Below are 16,351 nucleotides of genomic sequence, written 5' to 3' on the forward strand. Positions count from 1 at the left end.
CCTTTGCTCCGTCCTGCGCCGGATCTGCCCGGGGTTCCGGATGCCTTCATCGCATTCGTGCGCGAGGAACGCGCGCCGCTGTGCGCCTTCCTGCGCGCCCGCGGTGTCGGCCCCGAGGATGCCGAGGACATCGCCCAGGACTGCATGGAGCGCCTGATCCGCTACCGCGCGCACGGCACCGAGGAGCTGCGGCTGCTGCTGTACCGCATCGCCCGCAACCGCCTGGCAGACCGCGGGCGCTCGCCACAATCGCGCAACCACCTGTCGCTGACCGAACGCGACGGCAACGAAGAAGCCGCCAGTGCTTCTCCTGATCCGCTGCGTCAGGCAGAATCCGGGCAGATGCTCGCCCTGCTGCGCCAGGCACTGTTCAAGCTGCCCGAACGTGCCCGCGAGGTGTATCTGCTCAACCGCATCACCGGGATGAGCTATACACAGATCGCCCGGCATTGCGGCATCACCGCCAAGACCGTGGAAAAACATATTGCCCGTGCATTGCAGGGCCTGCGCAAGGAGCTGGGCCCCGATCCTCTCCACAATGATGGAGATGCCGAATGATCCGCAACGACAACAGGGATGACACGTTGCTTTTTGAACACGCAAGCGCCTGGGTAGCCCGGCTGGACGCCCCCGACTGCAGCGCCGAAGAACGGCAGTCCTTCGAGGACTGGTTGGCCGAGGATCCGGCACATGTCAGCGCGTGGGTGCAGGCCGAGAAGCTGCACCAGCGCAGCGCCGGCCTGGCCAGCGACCCGTGGCTGCGCACCGCCGCCGCGCGTGCGGCGCGCCGACCGCAGCGGCGCTGGCTGCCCGGTGTCGCCGCCGCTGCAGGCGTGTGCCTGGCCGTTGGCCTGGGCTGGATGCTGTACACCGATGGCAACCCCACACCGCTGACCTACGCCAACGCCAGCCTGCTGCCGCAGCAGCGCACCCTGGCCGATGGCAGCATCGCCACCCTCGACGCCGGCACCACGCTGACCGCACGCTTCGGCTGGCGCAAGCGCGAACTGGCGCTGGAACAGGGTCGCATCCAGCTGCAGGTCGAATCGTCATCGCGCTCGCTGCGGGTGCAGGCCGGCGGCAGTTCGATCCGCGATATCGGCACCACCTTCCAGGTTGAACGCCTGGCTGACGGCCGGGTCGAAGTCGCGCTGCTGGAAGGCGTAGTGGAAGTCACCAGTGGCAGCGCGCAGCACACGCTCTCGCCGGGCCAGCAGCTGCAGGTCCTGGCCTCCGGCAAGATCCAACCCGGCCCGCAGCTGTCCTCGACTGCCGCCGCCGAGGCTTGGCCGCAGGGCAAGCTGGTGTTCGACGGCACGCCCCTGGCCACTGTGGTCGAGCGCATGAACCGCTATGGCAGCACGCCACTGGTGGTCGCCGACCCGGATATCGCCGACCTCGCGGTCAGCGGCACCTTCCGTGCGGGCGACGCGCATGAACTGCTTTCCGCCCTGGAACTGGGGTGGTCCATTGCTGGCCAGCCGCGCTCGGATGGCGCGCTGGAACTGCGCCGCACCTACTGAGGCGGCGGCCGATGCCGGCGCCTGCTGTGCTTCGTTGGGACGTGCTTCGGTGGGACGTGCTGCGCTGGGGTCTGCTGCAGGCCCTGTTGTGCGTTGTACTGGTGCCCGGTGTGGCGGCAACGGCGGCGGCAGCAGAAGCCATCAGACAGGTCGACTACCGGATCGCTCCCGGCGCTCTGCCGCCGGCCTTGCAGCAATGGGCACGCCAGAGTGGCATTGCCCTGGTGTTCGACGCACGTGAACTGACCGGCCTGCGCACCGGCGGCGTCGCCGGCTCGCTGGCGCCGGCCGCCGCACTGAAGCAGCTGGTCGCCGGCATGCCGGTGAACATCCTGCAGACCCCCAGCGGCGGATTCGTGGTCCGCCGGCACGCTACCCCACCCGCAGTGGTCGCGCAGCCGGTACGGCGGCCACCGCCGCCCGCGCCAGCCAAGCCGGTGCAGGTGGAACTGGCGCCGATCCATGTCACCGGCAGCCGCTTGCCGCGCACCTCCGTGCAGACCACGCTGCCGGTAACGGTGATCGATCGCGAGGACATCCTGCGCAGCGGCTACGGCACGTTGTTCGACCTGTTGCGCCACCTGCCCGGCATGAACGGCCATCCGCCATTGAGCACCTCGCGCAGCGGCGACTCGCTGTACCTGCCGGTCGGCGCGGCCGCCACCACCAGCCTGGACGGCATGGGCCCACGCGCCACCCTGTTCCTGGTCAACGGCCGACGCCTGCCGCGTTATCCGATGGTGTCGCTGGAGGAAGGCGGGCTGACCGATCTGGGAGGCATTCCGCTCAGCTTCGTCGAGCGCATCGAGCTGGTGCGTGGCGGTGCTTCGGCCATCTACGGCGCCGATGCGATGTCTGGCGTGGTCAACATCATTCTGCGTGACCAGGCCGAGGGACCGGAAGCCACGCTGCAATCGGGTGCCAGCAGCCGCGGTGATGGCGATCAGTACCGGCTGCAGGCGGCCACGGGCGGCGTGCGCGAAGGCGGCGACCGCTGGTTCGCCGGCATCGATCTGCATCGTCTGCAGCATGTGGCCGGCGACCAGCGCGACTGGCATGCGGAAACATCGCTGTACCCGATCGGGCTGATCATGCCCAACGGCGACTACTACCCGGCCACGCAGTGCCATCCGCCATTGCAGAGCGAAGACGACGGCTGCTGGTTCGACAACGCACGCCCGCGCTCGCTGCAACCGGCGTCGGAAACGCTGTCCGGCTACCTGCGTTATCGCCACGAGCGCGGTGACGGACGCTACGCCTACGTGGAAGCACGCGCCAGCCACAACCGCCAGCGTTTCGAGCTGGGCCCGACCGCCGTCGCCCTCAATTTCAGCCGTGGCGCGATCCTCAACGTGGTCCTGCAGGAAGGCGGCGAAGTGCGCCCGCGCGTGCATGCCACCGAAGGCGACATCAGTTTCGGCATGGGCCGTGAGCGCGCCGGCCGCAGTTGGGATGCCGGCCTCAGCGCGCAGCGCAGCCAGGTGGACCTGCGCACCGAAGGCACCGTGCGCAGCGAACGCCTGCTGGAAGCAGCACGCACGCTGGACTTCCTGCCCGGATTTTCCACCCTGCCGGCGGAGCTGGCAGAGGAGCTGTTCCCGGCCATCCACAACCGCGGACGTACCGAGCAGTGGCAGGGCTGGTGGGGCATGCAGCGCACCCTGATGACACTGCCCGGCGGAGCAGCACAACTGGCCACCGGCATCGATCTGCGCCGCGAGCGCTGGACCTCGCTGCCCGATCCGCTGCTGGGCAAGGGCGAGCTGGCGCTGGGACTGCCGATGGAGCAACGCCGGCTGTCGCGGCAGAGCAACGCCGCTTACGCCGAAGTGGGCCTGCCGTTGGCGCCGACACTGCGCCTGGACGTGGCCGCGCGACTGGACCGCGATGGCGGTGACACTGCGTTTTCGCCGCGTGCCGGCCTGCGCTGGAGCCCCAGCCCGCATTGGTCGTTCCTGCTGGCCAGTGGCCGCGGCTACCGAGCACCCAGCATCTTCGAGCGCCGGCGGCCACCGGGCTACTTCGGCCTGTATGGCCTGCCCACCTCGGAGTCCCTGCCGCCGTGCGCGCGCCCGCTGCGCGATGGCGGCTGCGCGGTGGAAGTGGAGGTGGTGGAGAACGATGGGCTGAAAGCCGAGACCTCGCGCAGCCACTCGCTGGCCGCCAGCTGGACACCCAACGATGCGTTCTCGCTGTCACTGACCCACAACATCGTCGAACTGCGCAACGAGATCCTCGCCCTGCAACCCAGCGATGCACTGTGGAATCCCGGCACCTGGGAACTGGATGAGCAGGGTCGCCTGCGTGATCTTCGCCTGTCATTCGACAACATCGGCCGCACCACCTCGCGCAACTGGGTACTGCGCGGCGAGTACCGGGTGAATACCGGCCGCAACGGGCAGTGGCTGTTCTCGCTGGATGCGTTGAAACAGCAGGAGCTGCGTCGTGATCGCGGCCATGGCGAATCGGTGGACCTGCGCGGGCATGCCACGCCGGCGAACGCGGGCATCCTCAACGTGCAGTGGCAGAACCCATCCTGGGACATCGCCCTGCGTGGCAACCGCGTCGGCCGCACCCGCGCATGGCTGGCCGGTGAAGCGTGCGCGCAGGAGCAGCATGACCAGGGCCGTTGCATGAACCCGGCGCAGCTGCGCTGGAACCTGCATCTGGCGCGGCGGCTGAGCCCGCGCGTGATTGCCGCACTGGACGTGCACAACCTGCTTGATACGCGGCCGGTGAACCACCTGGTCGGCAGCGGCGGGCAGATGCCCGGGCTGGACGATCCCCTGGGGCGCTACTTCCTGCTGACCCTGCAATTCCGCTGAGCGTAGTACCCTACGCCGCCTGTTCCACGGCGTCGAAGGCGAGTCATGAAAGCCTACCTCTGGTTCCTGGGCGCGCTCATGTTGTTCTTCGCGCTGCCCTTTCCCTGCCTCATCTACTTCGGCACCAGCTGGCCGCTGGACGTGGGCGACCGCAGCGCACCCTGGCTGGCACTGGGCCTGCTGGCGACGTCGCTGACGCTGTGGCTGGTGCTGCTGTACGCCTTCCTGCATTACCTGCTGCTGGCGCCACCCCGTGCGCTGCAGCGCGTGCGCAGCATTCTGGCCGACGGCGAGCCACGCAGCGCGCGCATCGAGCAGGCCGAACAGACTGGCGTGCAGGTGCGCGGCTTCGCGCAGTGGCGGCTGCAACTGGCGTTCGACAATCTGTCCGGCACGCCGATCACCGAAACGCTGGTCGTAGTCGACAGCGAGCCACAGCTGCAGCGCTTCACCGTGGGCAGCCAGGTGGAGGTGCTGCTCAGCCCCACGCCGGGCACCTCGCCCAACCTGATACTGGCAGGATCGCAACCGGAACTGGACAGCGCCAGTCTGTGGCGTCGCGCCATCGGCGGCCTGGTCGGCATCGTCGTGGTCGCTGCCGCGTATGTCATGGCCTATCGCCTGCAGAGCGATGGAATGGGTTGGACGTTCCTGGGCTTCGGCCATCCGCTGCTGGTCTGCCCGCTGGTGCTGTGCGGCTACCTGATCGGCCTGCGTCTGCTGGCGCGCCTGCTGGCCGGCACACTGCAGATCGACGCGCGCGGCGAAGCGCTCAAGTACCGTGGTATCGGCGCCGAAGCGCGGGTGCTCGACGTGCGCCAGACCGGCACCTACGTCAACGAACAACCGCAGGTCGAGTTCAAGCTGGAATATCTCGACCGCGAGGGCAACGTACAGCAGGCCAGCGTGCGCCGCTTCGTTGCGCTGCTCGACCTGGCCAGCATCCCGCGCGGGCAGGTCGACATCCTGTACGACCCGGATGATCGCCGCAGCGTACGCATGGAGCACGCGTGAAGCGGCCCGTGTCCACACCGCTGGTGTTCGCTGGCGTGGTGCTGGCTCTGGCCGGTGCCGCCACGGCGGGCGGCGCATTGCAGTCCGTCAACGCGACCCTGCGTGGCGCCGCATCGACCATGCCTGCGGATGCAATGCAGCAACCCCCATGGGAACAACCGTTGCGCACGACGGCCATCGCAACGCCACGGGCGGCGCCCGAACCGATGCAGCTGCCCGGGCGCACGCGGTCGAACCTGCTGCTCGACGCCGAGCGCCTGCAGGCTGCACGGCAGGCGCTGGAAGCGATGCCCGGACTGGCCGGCGAACGCCTGGTCGTCTTCCACAGCATCCACTTCCATGACGACGGCCGCATCGACATCGACCTGGTCGATCCACAGCAGCCGGGCCATGTGGATGCTTACCACTACCAACGCGGGCAGTGGCGCAAGGGCGATGCGGTGAACCCGCAACAGTTCGCGCCGACCATCACCCTGCGCCGCAGCAGCACCGCACTGGCCAACATCGACTTCGATGCCGTGCCACGGGTGACGCAGGCCCTGCAGCAACAGCGCAATGCACTGATGCGTACGCCCGCCGACGTCGGCCATGTGTATGTGGTCATCCGCAAGGGCGGCAAGCTGGTGTGGTTGCCGGATGAAGTAGCCGGCGACCGCCAGACCGTGCGCCTGCGCTACGACGCCAAGGGCAACCTGCAGTAGAAAAAGGGCTATCTCACCGAGCGGGCGATGGCGTACTGCGCGGCGTAATAGGTGGACAGCACCAGCAGACTGGCCATCGGCAGCCCACCGCCGAAGCGATCCCACGCCAGCAATGAATCACTGGCCACGAACAGCAGTGCGCCACCGGCCGCCCAGCGCGCGCTGCCCGCTTCCAGCGTATCGGCGTGCGGCCGCTTCCAGTAACGGGCCACTGCCAGCATCGCCATCGCCGCCAGCACCACGACATAGGCCAGCACCGGAAGGCGCATCGGCTGCGGCAGATGCGGCCACAGTCCGGCCACGTTGACCGAAGCGAATGCGGCCAGCAGCACGAAGGCTGCGAGCAATCCGCGGCCCGCGCGCAGGCCGGCACGGAACGCGGCGATGTAGCACAGGTGCGCCAGCAGGAAGGCCACCAGGCCTGGCACGAACGCGTCGATCGGCAGCATCAGCGCGATATCACCTGCACAGGACAACAGCATGCCGGCCAGCACCGCACGCCTGTAGAACGCATCGGCCGCCGGCCGGACCTGCCAGGCGATGGCGGCGATCAGCAGCGTGGTCGCCGGCTTGGCCAACCAGTGCAGCCAACGCCCGTCGCCGTCCAGGTAGGCGCCGATGATGGCCAGCACGGCCACCACCAGGATCAGACCATCGCGTGTGCGCAGGCTCATCGCGCCTTCCACAGCTCTGCAAGGCGATCCGGGCGGCCGGTGATGCGCTCCAGCACCGGATACTGCAGGCCGCCGTGGTAGTCGATCTTCATCGTATCGATGCGGTCGAACTGCTTGACCAGCAGCGTGATCGGCGCCTTGTCAGTGGCCGCTGCTGCCACCGCATCCTTCAGGCGCTGGCTGCTGTACTCGCGGCCACCAACGGCGATCACCTTCATGCCCGGTGCCAGGCCGGCATTGAACGCCGGGCTGTCCCAGACCACGTCACCGACCACGCCACTGTCGAGCACCGTCGCGCCGAGCGAATAGGCCAGCAGCGCCGCCTTCGCGCGCTTTTCCTGTGCCTTGTAGGCCTCGTTCGGCGCATCGCGGTAGACCAGCTTCCAACCCGCCAGTTCCAGGCCGCCGGTCAACGAACCGTGTCCGTCCAAGCGCTGGCGCAGGAAGCTCGCCCAGTCGTACGGCGCGATGTCGTTGAGGGTCGCCACCACGTCATCGAAGGTGTACGGATTGACGTCCCAATCGCCGTTGCCGACGCCGAAGAACGCGCGCGCGAAATCATCCAGGCTGCGGCGGTTGCCGGTCAGCCCCCGCAGCTTGCCCTCCACCTCCAGCCACAGCATCTGGCCGCCGGAGTAGTAGTCCTCGCTCATCTGGTAGTTGCGGTACGGCAGGGTGCGACGCTGGGCGATGGTCGGGTCGTTGGTGGTGTCCTGCAGCGGTCGCCAGGCCAGGCCCGGGCGGCCCCGATCATAGGTGGCCGCCACGTTGGCCAGCATGTCGCGCGCCTGCTCGCTGGACCACAGCCCCGAACGCGCGGCCAGCACCTGGCCCCAGAACTGGGTCTGGCCCTCGTACACCCATAACAGGCTGTCGCCCATCGGTGTATTGAAATTGGCCGTGGCCAGGTCGGCACCGCGACGGTACTTGCCATTCCACGAGTGGGTGTACTCGTGCGGCAGCAGGTCGCGCATCCAGGCATTGCTGTCCCACTCGGTGAAGTAGCCCGGGTCGGCGCTGTTCTCGCTGGAGCGGTGATGTTCCAGGCCGATGCCGCCGAGGCGATCGGTCAGGGCAAGCAGGAATTCGTAGTGATCGTAGTGGCGCGCGCCGTACAGCTTGTCGGCCTGCTGCACCAGCGCACGGTGCGCCTTCAGCTGCGCGTCGGTCGGCTTCAGCGATTTGGCATCGTCGGCGAACACGTTCAGATGCACCGGCGCCTTCGCGCCCGGGTCGAGGTCGATGCGCTGGTGATGCTCACCGGCAAACAGCGGCGAATCGACCAGGTGGTCATAGGAAATCGGCTTGAACACCACGGTGTCACCATCACGGCGGGCGGTTTCCAGCGCGGTGGCATAGGCCCAGCCCTTGGGAAGGGTCACACTGGCCTGTGCCTGCAGGTTGCGCGCGTCCACGCCGGCCGGGTACAGCGAATTGGCATTCCACTGCAGATTGAGCATTTCAGGGGTCATCACCACCCTGCCCTGGCTACCGCCCTGCGAAGACAGGAAATCGAAGTGGGCGACGATCTCGCTCACGCCCGCCGGCACATCCACCTTGAACGCGTACACGTTGAACTGGTCGCGCTGCCAGGCCAGCGGCTTGCCGTTGGCAGTGACCCGCAGGCCGGCCAGCTTGTCGATCGGGCCGGTGGGCGAATGGTTGCCGGGAATCCACTGCGGATACAGCAGGGTCAGCGGGCCGGGCTTGGCCGGCACGGTGGCGGTCACCTTGAAGATGCGCCGGGCCAGGTCGCGTGCGTCGACATCGATGCGCAGCAGGCCCGGGGCGGCGGCATCACCCGGTGGCGGGGTCTGCGCCAGCGCGGGCGTGGCCGCCAGCGCGAACAGCACGGACATCACCAGGGCACGGGTTTTCATCGGCAACTTCCAGCAGCGGAGAATTCCCCGATGCTAGGCCTGTGAGGTGCCGAGCCCCATGGCCGAAGGTCATGGTCAGTGGCGCATCGACCAGATGCGGCAAAGCCTCATTGGAGCGTTGGCGAAGACTGACAGCATCCACGCATGGCGTGGATCTGCTGGAAAGCAGAGCAGTACCGGATAGATCCACGCCATGCGTGGATGACGTACCGCCGACAGTGCGAACCAAGGTTCGCACCCACCAGCAGCGCTGTCGGTCAGTCCACCAGGCGCAGGCGCAGTTCCTTCGGCAGCGCGAACACCATCGATTCCGGCTCGCCATCCAGCTCGCCCACACCCGACGCGCCCAGCTCGGCCAGACGCGCCAGCACGCCATCGACCAGCACCTGCGGTGCCGAGGCACCAGCGGTCACGCCGATATGCTCCTTGCCGAGCACCCAGGCCGGGTCGATCTCGTGCGCACCGTCGATCAGGTAGCTCTCCACGCCTTCACGGCGGGCCAGCTCGCTCAGGCGGTTGGAATTGGAACTGTTCGGCGAACCGACCACCAGCACCAGGTCGCAGCGCTTGGCCAGGTCGCGCACGGCGTCCTGGCGGTTCTGCGTGGCGTAACAGATGTCGTCGTTCTTCGGCCCCTGCATCGCCGGAAAGCGCTCGCGCAGCGCATCGATGATGCCGCGCGTGTCATCCACCGACAGCGTGGTCTGGGTGGTGTAGGCGAAGTTTTCCGGCTGGTTGATGTGCAACGTGGCCACCTGCTCCACGTCCTCGACCAGGTAGATCTGGCCGGTGCCCGCTTCGCGGTTCCACTGGCCCATGGTGCCTTCCACTTCCGGGTGACCGGCATGGCCGATCAGCACCACGTCACGGCCGGCACGGCAGTGGCGGGCGACTTCGAAGTGGACCTTGGTCACCAGCGGGCAGGTCGCATCGAACACCTTCAGGCCACGGCGCTCGGCTTCCTGGCGCACGGCCTGGGAAACGCCATGGGCACTGAAGATGACCGTGTTGTTGTCCGGCACTTCGTCGAGTTCTTCGACGAAGATCGCGCCGCGCTGCTTCAGGTCATCGACCACGAAGCGGTTGTGCACCACTTCATGGCGGACATAGATGGGCGCGCCCAGCGTTTCGATCGCGCGCTTGACGATCTCGATCGCACGATCGACACCGGCACAGAAACCACGCGGGTTGGCGAGCAGCACATCCATCAGTTCAGTCTCCCGGCAGCGGCCGGCTTACGGTTTCGGGTTGGCATTATCCGCCTTTTTGGCGGACTTGCCGTCGAACAGGCCGAACAGGGCGATGCCTACGGCACCCACCACGATGGCCGAATCGGCGATGTTGAACGACGGCCAGACATGCTCGCCGACGTACCACTGGATGAAATCCACCACGTGGCCATGCACCTGGCGGTCGATCACGTTGCCGATCGCACCGCCGATTATCAGCGCGTAAGGCACGGCGGCCTTCCAGTTGCCACGGGCGGTGGCGCGCAGCCACCAGGCCATCAGCCCGCTGATGGTGATCGCCAGCACGGTGAAGAAATGCTTCTGCCAGCCACCGGCATCGCTCAGGAAGCTGAACGCTGCACCGGTGTTGTAGGTGCGGTACCAGTTCCAGAAGCCGTCGATGACCACCACGGGCTGGAACTCCGGCAGGCTCGACAGCACCCAGGCCTTCGACCACTGGTCCAGGCCGATGATGACTGCCGACAGCAGCAGCCAGATCAGGGCGTTGGGATGAGGACGCGCGGCGGCCATCAGAACCAGCTCCGCACTTCGCCGGCACCGGCGATGTTGGTCACGCAGCGGCCGCACAGTTCCGGGTGGTCGGCACTGCTGCCGACGTCGGCACGGTGGTGCCAGCAGCGCACGCACTTGGACTTCTGCGTCGGCTGGGCGCTGACGAACACCTCGTCGGTGGTCGCCGGGCGCACCTGCACGTCGCCGCTGATGAACAGGAAACGCAGTTCATCGGCCAGCGGCTGCCAGCGTGCTGCCTGCTCTTCACTGGCGGCGATGGTGATCTCCGCTTCCAGCGCGGCGCCGATCGCACCATTGGCGCGCATCGGCTCCAGCACCTTGGCCACCTGTTCGCGCACGGCCAGCAACTGGTCGAAGTCGGCAGCGTTGAGCTGTGCATCGGCCGGCAGCGGTGCCAGGCCCTCGTACCAGGTGGTGAACAGTACATGGCCAGCACGGTCGCCCGGCAGGTAGCCCCACAGCTCATCGGCGGTGAAGGTCAGGATCGGCGCCACCCAGCGGGTGAACGCTTCGGCGATGTGGTACATCGCACTCTGCGCCGAACGACGACCATCCGAATCGGTCGGCATCGTGTACAGGCGGTCCTTGGTCACGTCCAGATACAGCGAGCCCAGGTCCACGCTGCAGAAGTTCAGCAGCAGCTGCACGATCTCGGCCATGTCGTAGTTGTCATACGCCGCCTTGATCTTCTCCTGCAGTTCCCAGGCGCGATGCACGATCCAGCGGTCCAGCGCGACCATCTCGTTGAGCGGGCGCAGGTGCTGGGCCGGATCGAAACCGTCGAGGTTGCCCAGCAGGAAGCGGGCGGTGTTGCGCAGGCGACGGTAGGCGTCGGCGGTGCGCTTGAGGATTTCCTGCGACAGCGACATCTCGTTGCTGTAGTCGGCCGAGGCGATCCACAGGCGCAGGATGTCCGCGCCCAGCTTGTTCATGATTTCCTGCGGCTCGATGCCGTTGCCCAGCGACTTGGACATCTTGCGGCCGTGCTCGTCCACGGTGAAACCGTGGGTGAGGCACTGCTTGTACGGCGCGCGCTTGTCGATGGCCACGCCGGTCAGCAGCGAGGACTGGAACCAGCCGCGATGCTGGTCCGAGCCTTCCAGGTACAGGTCGGCCGGCTTGCCGAAGCCACGTGCAGCCAGCACGGCCTCATGGGTCACGCCCGAGTCGAACCAGACATCGAGGATGTCGGTGACCTTCTCGTAGTCGGCCGCTTCAGCGCCCAGCAGTTCGGCGGCATCCAGCGAATACCACACGTCGATGCCTTCGGCTTGGACGCGGTCGGCCACCTGCTGCATCAGCTCCACCGAACGCGGGTGGATCTCGCCGGTCTGGCGATGGGTGAACAGTGCGATCGGCACGCCCCAGGTGCGCTGGCGCGAGATGGTCCAGTCCGGGCGGCCGTCGACCATGCTCTGGATGCGCGCCTTGCCCCACGTCGGGAACCAGCCGACGGTGTCGATGGCGGCCAGCGCATCGTTGCGCAGGTTGGCCTTGTCCATCGAAATGAACCACTGCGGGGTGGCGCGGAACACCACCGGCGTCTTGTGCCGCCAGCAGTGCGGGTAGCTGTGGCGGATCTCGACGAAGGCCAGCAGTGCGCCGCTGTCACGCAGCACCTGCACGATCGCCTCCTGCGCCTTCCACAGGTGCTGGCCCGCCAGCACCACCTCGCCAGCCGGCGGGGTCGACTCTAGGTAGACGCCACGGCCGTCGATCGGAGTGATCTGACCGGCGTTGTACTTGTCCAGCAGGCCGTACTTCTGGCTGACCACGTAGTCTTCCTGGCCGTGGCCGGGGGCGGTGTGCACCGCACCGGTACCGTCCTCGTCGGATACGTGTTCGCCGTTGAGCACGAGGATCTCGCGCTCCGGGTAGAACGGATGGATCAGCAGCTGGTTTTCCAGCGCTGAACCTTCGGCCTCACCGTGCAGCACCACCGCGTCCACGCCATAGCGCTGCAGCGAGCGCTCGGCCAGTGCAGCGGCCAGCACCAGCCAACGGCGCTTGCCGTTGTGCGCGGGGCCTTCGGCCAGCACGTAGCGGATGTCCGCACCCAGCGACACCGCCAGCGAGGCCGGCAGCGTCCACGGGGTGGTGGTCCAGATCGGCACGGCCACTTCGACGTCGGCCGGCAGGCTGACGCCGAACGCCTGCGCTACGGCCTGCGCATCGCGCGCGGTGTAGGCGACGTCGATCGCCGGCGAGGTCTTTTCCTGGTATTCGATCTCGGCTTCGGCCAGCGCCGAGCCGCAGTCGAAGCACCAGTACACCGGCTTGGCGCCGCGCAGCAGGTGGCCGTTGGCGACGATCTTGGACAGCGCGCGGATCTCGTTGGCCTCGAAATCGAAGCTCAGGGTCTTGTACGGGTTGTCCCAGTCGCCGGTGACGCCCAGGCGCTTGAAGTCGGCGCGCTGGATGTCGATCTGCTCCTCGGCGAACTCGCGGCACTTCTGCCGGAACGCGACCGCATCGAGCTTCACCCCGACCTTGCCCCACTTCTTTTCCACCGCGATTTCGATCGGCAGGCCATGGCAGTCCCAGCCCGGCACATAGGGCGCATCGAAGCCGGCCAAGTAGCGCGACTTGACGATGATGTCCTTGAGGATCTTGTTGACCGCATGGCCCAGGTGGATGCGCGCATTGGCGTACGGCGGGCCGTCATGCAGCACGAACAGCGGGCGGCCGGCGGCATTGTCGCGCAGCTGCTGGTAGAGCCCCTGCTCTTCCCAGCGCGCCAGAATGCCCGGCTCGCGCTTGGGCAGGTCGCCGCGCATCGGGAATTCGGTGGCCGGCAGGTTGAGGGTGGTCTTGTAGTCCTGGCTCACGCAGTGGCTCGCAATCTATGTTCGGAAAGGATGGCACGCGCCTGTTCGGCGTCGCGGTGCATCTGGTCGGTCAGCGCCGCCAGATCGTTGAATTTCTCTTCGTCACGCAGCTTGGCAACGAATTCGACTTCGATGTGGCGCCCGTACAGGTCGCCCTGGAAATCGAACAGGTGCGCTTCCAGCAGCGGCTCCACGCCGTCCACGGTCGGCCGGGTACCGAAACTGGACACCGACGGCCACGGCTGGTCGAACACCCCGTGCACCCAGGTCGCGTAGATGCCCGACAGTGCCGGGGTCTTCGGGAAGCGCAGGTTGGCGGTGGGGAAGCCCAGCGTACGGCCGAGCTGGCGCCCGCGCACCACCCGACCGCTGATCGAGTAGGGACGACCCAGCAGGTCGCCGACACGGGCGAAGTCGCCTTCCTGCAGCAACTGGCGGATACGGGTACTGGAGATGCGATCGCCATGCAGGTCGACGGCTTCGATCTCGCCGGCGCTGAAACCGAGCTCGGCGCCCAGCGCCTGCAGCAGGGCCAGATCGCCACGGCGACGGTTGCCGAAACAGAACTCCGGCCCGATCCACACCTCGCGGGCGTTCAGGCGCTGCGCCAGCAGCTGGCGCACGAAGGTTTCGGCGGGCATCGCCGCCATCGCCGCATCGAAGCGCAGCAGGCCGATCGCATCAACGCCCAGTTCGTGCAGGATTTCGACCTTGCTGCGTGCCAGGGTCAACCGCGGCGGCGGCGTGCCCTGGGCGAAGAACTCACGCGGCAGGGGCTCGAAGGCCACCGCCACCGCAGCCAAACCCAAGGCGCGCGCACGCGCGACCGCGTGCCGCACCAGCGCACGATGGCCCAGGTGGAGGCCGTCGAATGCACCGATGCAGACCACGCTTCCGTTGGGGAACAGCTCCCCGCCCTCGACGCTTCTGAACAGCCTGCTCATCAACTCTCGTTCCGGCCGGCCGAAGCCCGCCGTTTCAATGGTGTAACCCTGAAGTATAGCCGCCGGGAGCCACGATCAATGCCCACGCAGGTCGCGCGGACGGAAGCCCATCGCCACCATCGCCAGCAGGTAGGTCAGCCCGCCACCGCCGACCAGCAGGCCGAGCGTGCCGATCCGTTCCCACACGCCCATCGACGAGAAGCCCGGCAGCCAGTACAGCAGGGCCAGCAGCACGCCGACCATCGCCGTGCACGCCAGCAGCAGGCGCAGCAGGTAGCCGCCCCAGCCCGGGCGCCGCTGGTAGACATCGGTCTTGCCCAGCCAGTACCAGAGCAGCCCCAGGTTCAGGTAACTGGACAGCGCGCTGGCGATGCCCAGCGCCAGGTGCAGGCCCGGTTGCTTGCCAAGGGCCGCCATCACCCCCTGCGCCTTCAGCTCATCGGGCACCATCACCTGGTACAGCACCGCCAGCAGGGCGAAGTTGAACACCATGTTGGCCACCAGCGCGGCGACACCGGCGCGCACCGGCGTCCTGGTGTCCTGGCGCGCATAGAACGCCGGCAGCACCACCTTCAGCAGCGCGAACGCCGGCAGGCCGAAGCTCAGGCCGTACACCGACAGCGCCGTCATGCGGGTGTCGAAGGCGGTGAACTGCCCATGCTGGAAGATCGTGGAGATCAGCGGCTCGGCCAGCAGCAGCAGGCCCAGCATGGCTGGCACCGAAATCAGCAGGGTCATGCGCAGGCCCCAGTCCAGCGAGCGCGAGAAGCCTTCGCGATCGGTGCTGACATGGTGCCGGGCCAGCGCCGGCAGGATCACCGTGCCCAGGGCCACGCCGAACACGCCCAGCGGCAGCTCCAGGAAGCGATCGGCCAGCGACAGCCAGGACTGCGAACCGTCGGTCAGCTTGGCGGCGATGACGGTGTCCAGCAGCAGGTTGATCTGCGCCACCGACGAGCCGAACAGGGTCGGCACCATCAGCGTCATCACCTTGCGCACGCCCGGATGGTTCCAGCCCCAGCGCGGCAGGGTCAGCAGGTCGATGCCCTTCAACGAAGGCAGCTGGAACAGCAGCTGCAGCAGGCCGGCGGCCAGCACCGCCCAGCCGAGGGCGAGGATCTGCTTTTCCGGTGTGCCACCCAGCCGCGGCGCCAGCCACAGCGCGCCGGCGATCATGCACAGGTTGAGGATGACCGGCGTCAGCGCCGGCATCGCGAAGCGCTGGAAACTGTTCAACGCACCGCCGGCCAGGGCGGTCAGCGAGACGAACAGCAGGAACGGGAAGGTCAGGCGGAACAGGTCGATCAGCAGGCCCTGCTTGGCCGGGTCGGTGTCCACCCCACTGGAGAAGACCGACGCCAGCTGCGGCGCGAAGATCAGCGCCAGCGCGGTGACCAGCATCAGCACGCCGCCCAGGGTGCCGGCGGTGCGGGCCATCAGTTCACGCAGCTCGGCGTGGCTGCGGGTTTCCTTCACCTCGGTGAACACCGGCACGAATGCGGTGGCAAAGGAGCCCTCGGCGAACAGCCGGCGCAGGAAATTGGGTATCCTGAAGGCGACCCAGAAAGCATCGGTGATGGCGTTGGTGCCGAAGGTCGAGGTCACCACCTGGTCCCGGACCAGGCCGAGAACCCGCGAGACCATGGTCATGCTGCTGAACGACAGCAGGCCCCGCAACATCTTGGGTGAACTCACTCAACGTCCCTCTTGACAATCGACTTGACGTACATTTCTTACGCCATCATACTAGCTAGCTTGCTGTTCCCATAACACCGATTTTTCAGGAAACCACCACCGTGGCCAATATCAAGTCCGCCAAGAAGCGCGCCAAGCAGACCGTCGTGCGCAACGCGCGCAACGTGGCTCAGCGCTCGATGCTGCGCACCGCTGTCAAGAAAGTGATCAAGGCGCTGGACGCCAACGATGCCGCCGGCGCCCAAGCCGCCTTCGCCGTTGCCCAGCCGATCCTGGATCGTTTCAGCGCGCGTGGCCTGATCCACAAGAACAAGGCTGCTCGCCACAAGAGCCGCCTGAACGACCGCATCAAGGCCCTCCAGGCCGCCTGATCCGGTTGGTTGCTGGAGCCCCGGCTCCGGCAGCACGCAAAAGCCCGGCTTCGGCCGGGTTTTTTGTTGCCTACAATCTGGTAGTGCCGGCCGCCGGCCGGCAACCTCGGTGGATTGCCGGCCAGCGGCCGGC

The 16,351-nt window shown here is 67.3% G+C and carries 13 protein-coding genes; 6 read left to right on the top strand and 7 right to left on the bottom strand.

What is annotated here, in order from left to right; all coding sequences use genetic code 11:
- Window positions 1-57: 57 nt before the first annotated feature.
- From AB4Y98_RS03915 to AB4Y98_RS03935, 5 genes are read left to right on the top strand one after another with little or no spacing between them, the layout of a single operon-like run.
- A complete protein-coding gene (locus AB4Y98_RS03915; RefSeq protein WP_080149532.1) occupies window positions 58-558 on the top strand; it encodes an RNA polymerase sigma factor in 501 nt (166 codons plus the stop codon).
- A complete protein-coding gene (locus AB4Y98_RS03920; protein ID WP_442243811.1) occupies window positions 555-1,523 on the top strand; it encodes a FecR family protein in 969 nt (322 codons plus the stop codon). Before AB4Y98_RS03915 ends, AB4Y98_RS03920 begins: the two co-directional genes overlap by 4 nt.
- A gap of 11 nt (window positions 1,524-1,534) precedes the next feature.
- The gene (locus AB4Y98_RS03925; RefSeq protein ID WP_442243812.1) at window positions 1,535-4,348 is read left to right on the top strand and encodes a TonB-dependent receptor domain-containing protein; all 2,814 of its coding nucleotides are present in this window, start codon (window positions 1,535-1,537) and stop codon (window positions 4,346-4,348) included.
- Between the two features lie 45 nt (window positions 4,349-4,393).
- A complete protein-coding gene (locus tag AB4Y98_RS03930; RefSeq protein WP_442243813.1) occupies window positions 4,394-5,362 on the top strand; it encodes a hypothetical protein in 969 nt (322 codons plus the stop codon).
- Window positions 5,359-6,063 carry a hypothetical protein gene (locus tag AB4Y98_RS03935; RefSeq protein WP_442243814.1) on the top strand — a complete coding sequence of 235 codons (705 nt, stop codon included), beginning with the start codon at window positions 5,359-5,361 and terminating at the stop codon, window positions 6,061-6,063. The genes AB4Y98_RS03930 and AB4Y98_RS03935 overlap by 4 nt, the downstream gene beginning before the upstream one ends.
- A gap of 8 nt (window positions 6,064-6,071) precedes the next feature.
- Here AB4Y98_RS03935 and AB4Y98_RS03940 read toward each other — a convergent pair whose 3' ends face one another.
- From AB4Y98_RS03940 to murJ, 7 genes are all read right to left on the bottom strand, one after another.
- Window positions 6,072-6,737: a lysoplasmalogenase gene (locus AB4Y98_RS03940; RefSeq protein WP_223494517.1), complete on the bottom strand. Its 666-nt coding sequence runs from the start codon at window positions 6,735-6,737 to the stop codon at window positions 6,072-6,074.
- Window positions 6,734-8,617: a M61 family metallopeptidase gene (locus AB4Y98_RS03945; protein ID WP_442243815.1), complete on the bottom strand. Its 1,884-nt coding sequence runs from the start codon at window positions 8,615-8,617 to the stop codon at window positions 6,734-6,736. Before AB4Y98_RS03945 ends, AB4Y98_RS03940 begins: the two co-directional genes overlap by 4 nt.
- Window positions 8,618-8,874: 257 nt before the next feature.
- Window positions 8,875-9,825 carry a 4-hydroxy-3-methylbut-2-enyl diphosphate reductase gene (ispH, locus tag AB4Y98_RS03950; RefSeq protein WP_312107668.1) on the bottom strand — a complete coding sequence of 317 codons (951 nt, stop codon included), beginning with the start codon at window positions 9,823-9,825 and terminating at the stop codon, window positions 8,875-8,877.
- A gap of 27 nt (window positions 9,826-9,852) precedes the next feature.
- Window positions 9,853-10,377: a signal peptidase II gene (gene lspA, locus AB4Y98_RS03955; protein ID WP_088100522.1), complete on the bottom strand. Its 525-nt coding sequence runs from the start codon at window positions 10,375-10,377 to the stop codon at window positions 9,853-9,855.
- Window positions 10,377-13,208 (bottom strand): isoleucine--tRNA ligase, encoded by a 2,832-nt coding sequence (gene ileS, locus AB4Y98_RS03960; RefSeq protein ID WP_442243816.1) that lies wholly within the window; start codon window positions 13,206-13,208, stop codon window positions 10,377-10,379. The genes lspA and ileS overlap by 1 nt, the downstream gene beginning before the upstream one ends.
- Entirely contained in the window at window positions 13,205-14,152 is a 948-nt protein-coding gene (locus tag AB4Y98_RS03965) for a bifunctional riboflavin kinase/FAD synthetase (protein ID WP_442243817.1), read from the bottom strand. Before AB4Y98_RS03965 ends, ileS begins: the two co-directional genes overlap by 4 nt.
- Window positions 14,153-14,227: 75 nt before the next feature.
- Window positions 14,228-15,832 carry a murein biosynthesis integral membrane protein MurJ gene (murJ, locus tag AB4Y98_RS03970; RefSeq protein ID WP_442243819.1) on the bottom strand — a complete coding sequence of 535 codons (1,605 nt, stop codon included), beginning with the start codon at window positions 15,830-15,832 and terminating at the stop codon, window positions 14,228-14,230.
- Window positions 15,833-15,948: 116 nt separating this feature from the next.
- Here murJ and rpsT point away from each other — a divergent pair, with 116 nt between their 5' ends.
- On the top strand, window positions 15,949-16,218 hold the full coding sequence (rpsT, locus tag AB4Y98_RS03975; protein ID WP_025873851.1) for a 30S ribosomal protein S20: 270 nt from the start codon (window positions 15,949-15,951) through the stop codon (window positions 16,216-16,218).
- Window positions 16,219-16,351 lie beyond the last annotated feature (133 nt).

This window comes from Stenotrophomonas sp. 2YAF26, assembly GCF_052114625.1.
Classification (GTDB): Bacteria; Pseudomonadota; Gammaproteobacteria; order Xanthomonadales; family Xanthomonadaceae; genus Stenotrophomonas; species Stenotrophomonas indicatrix.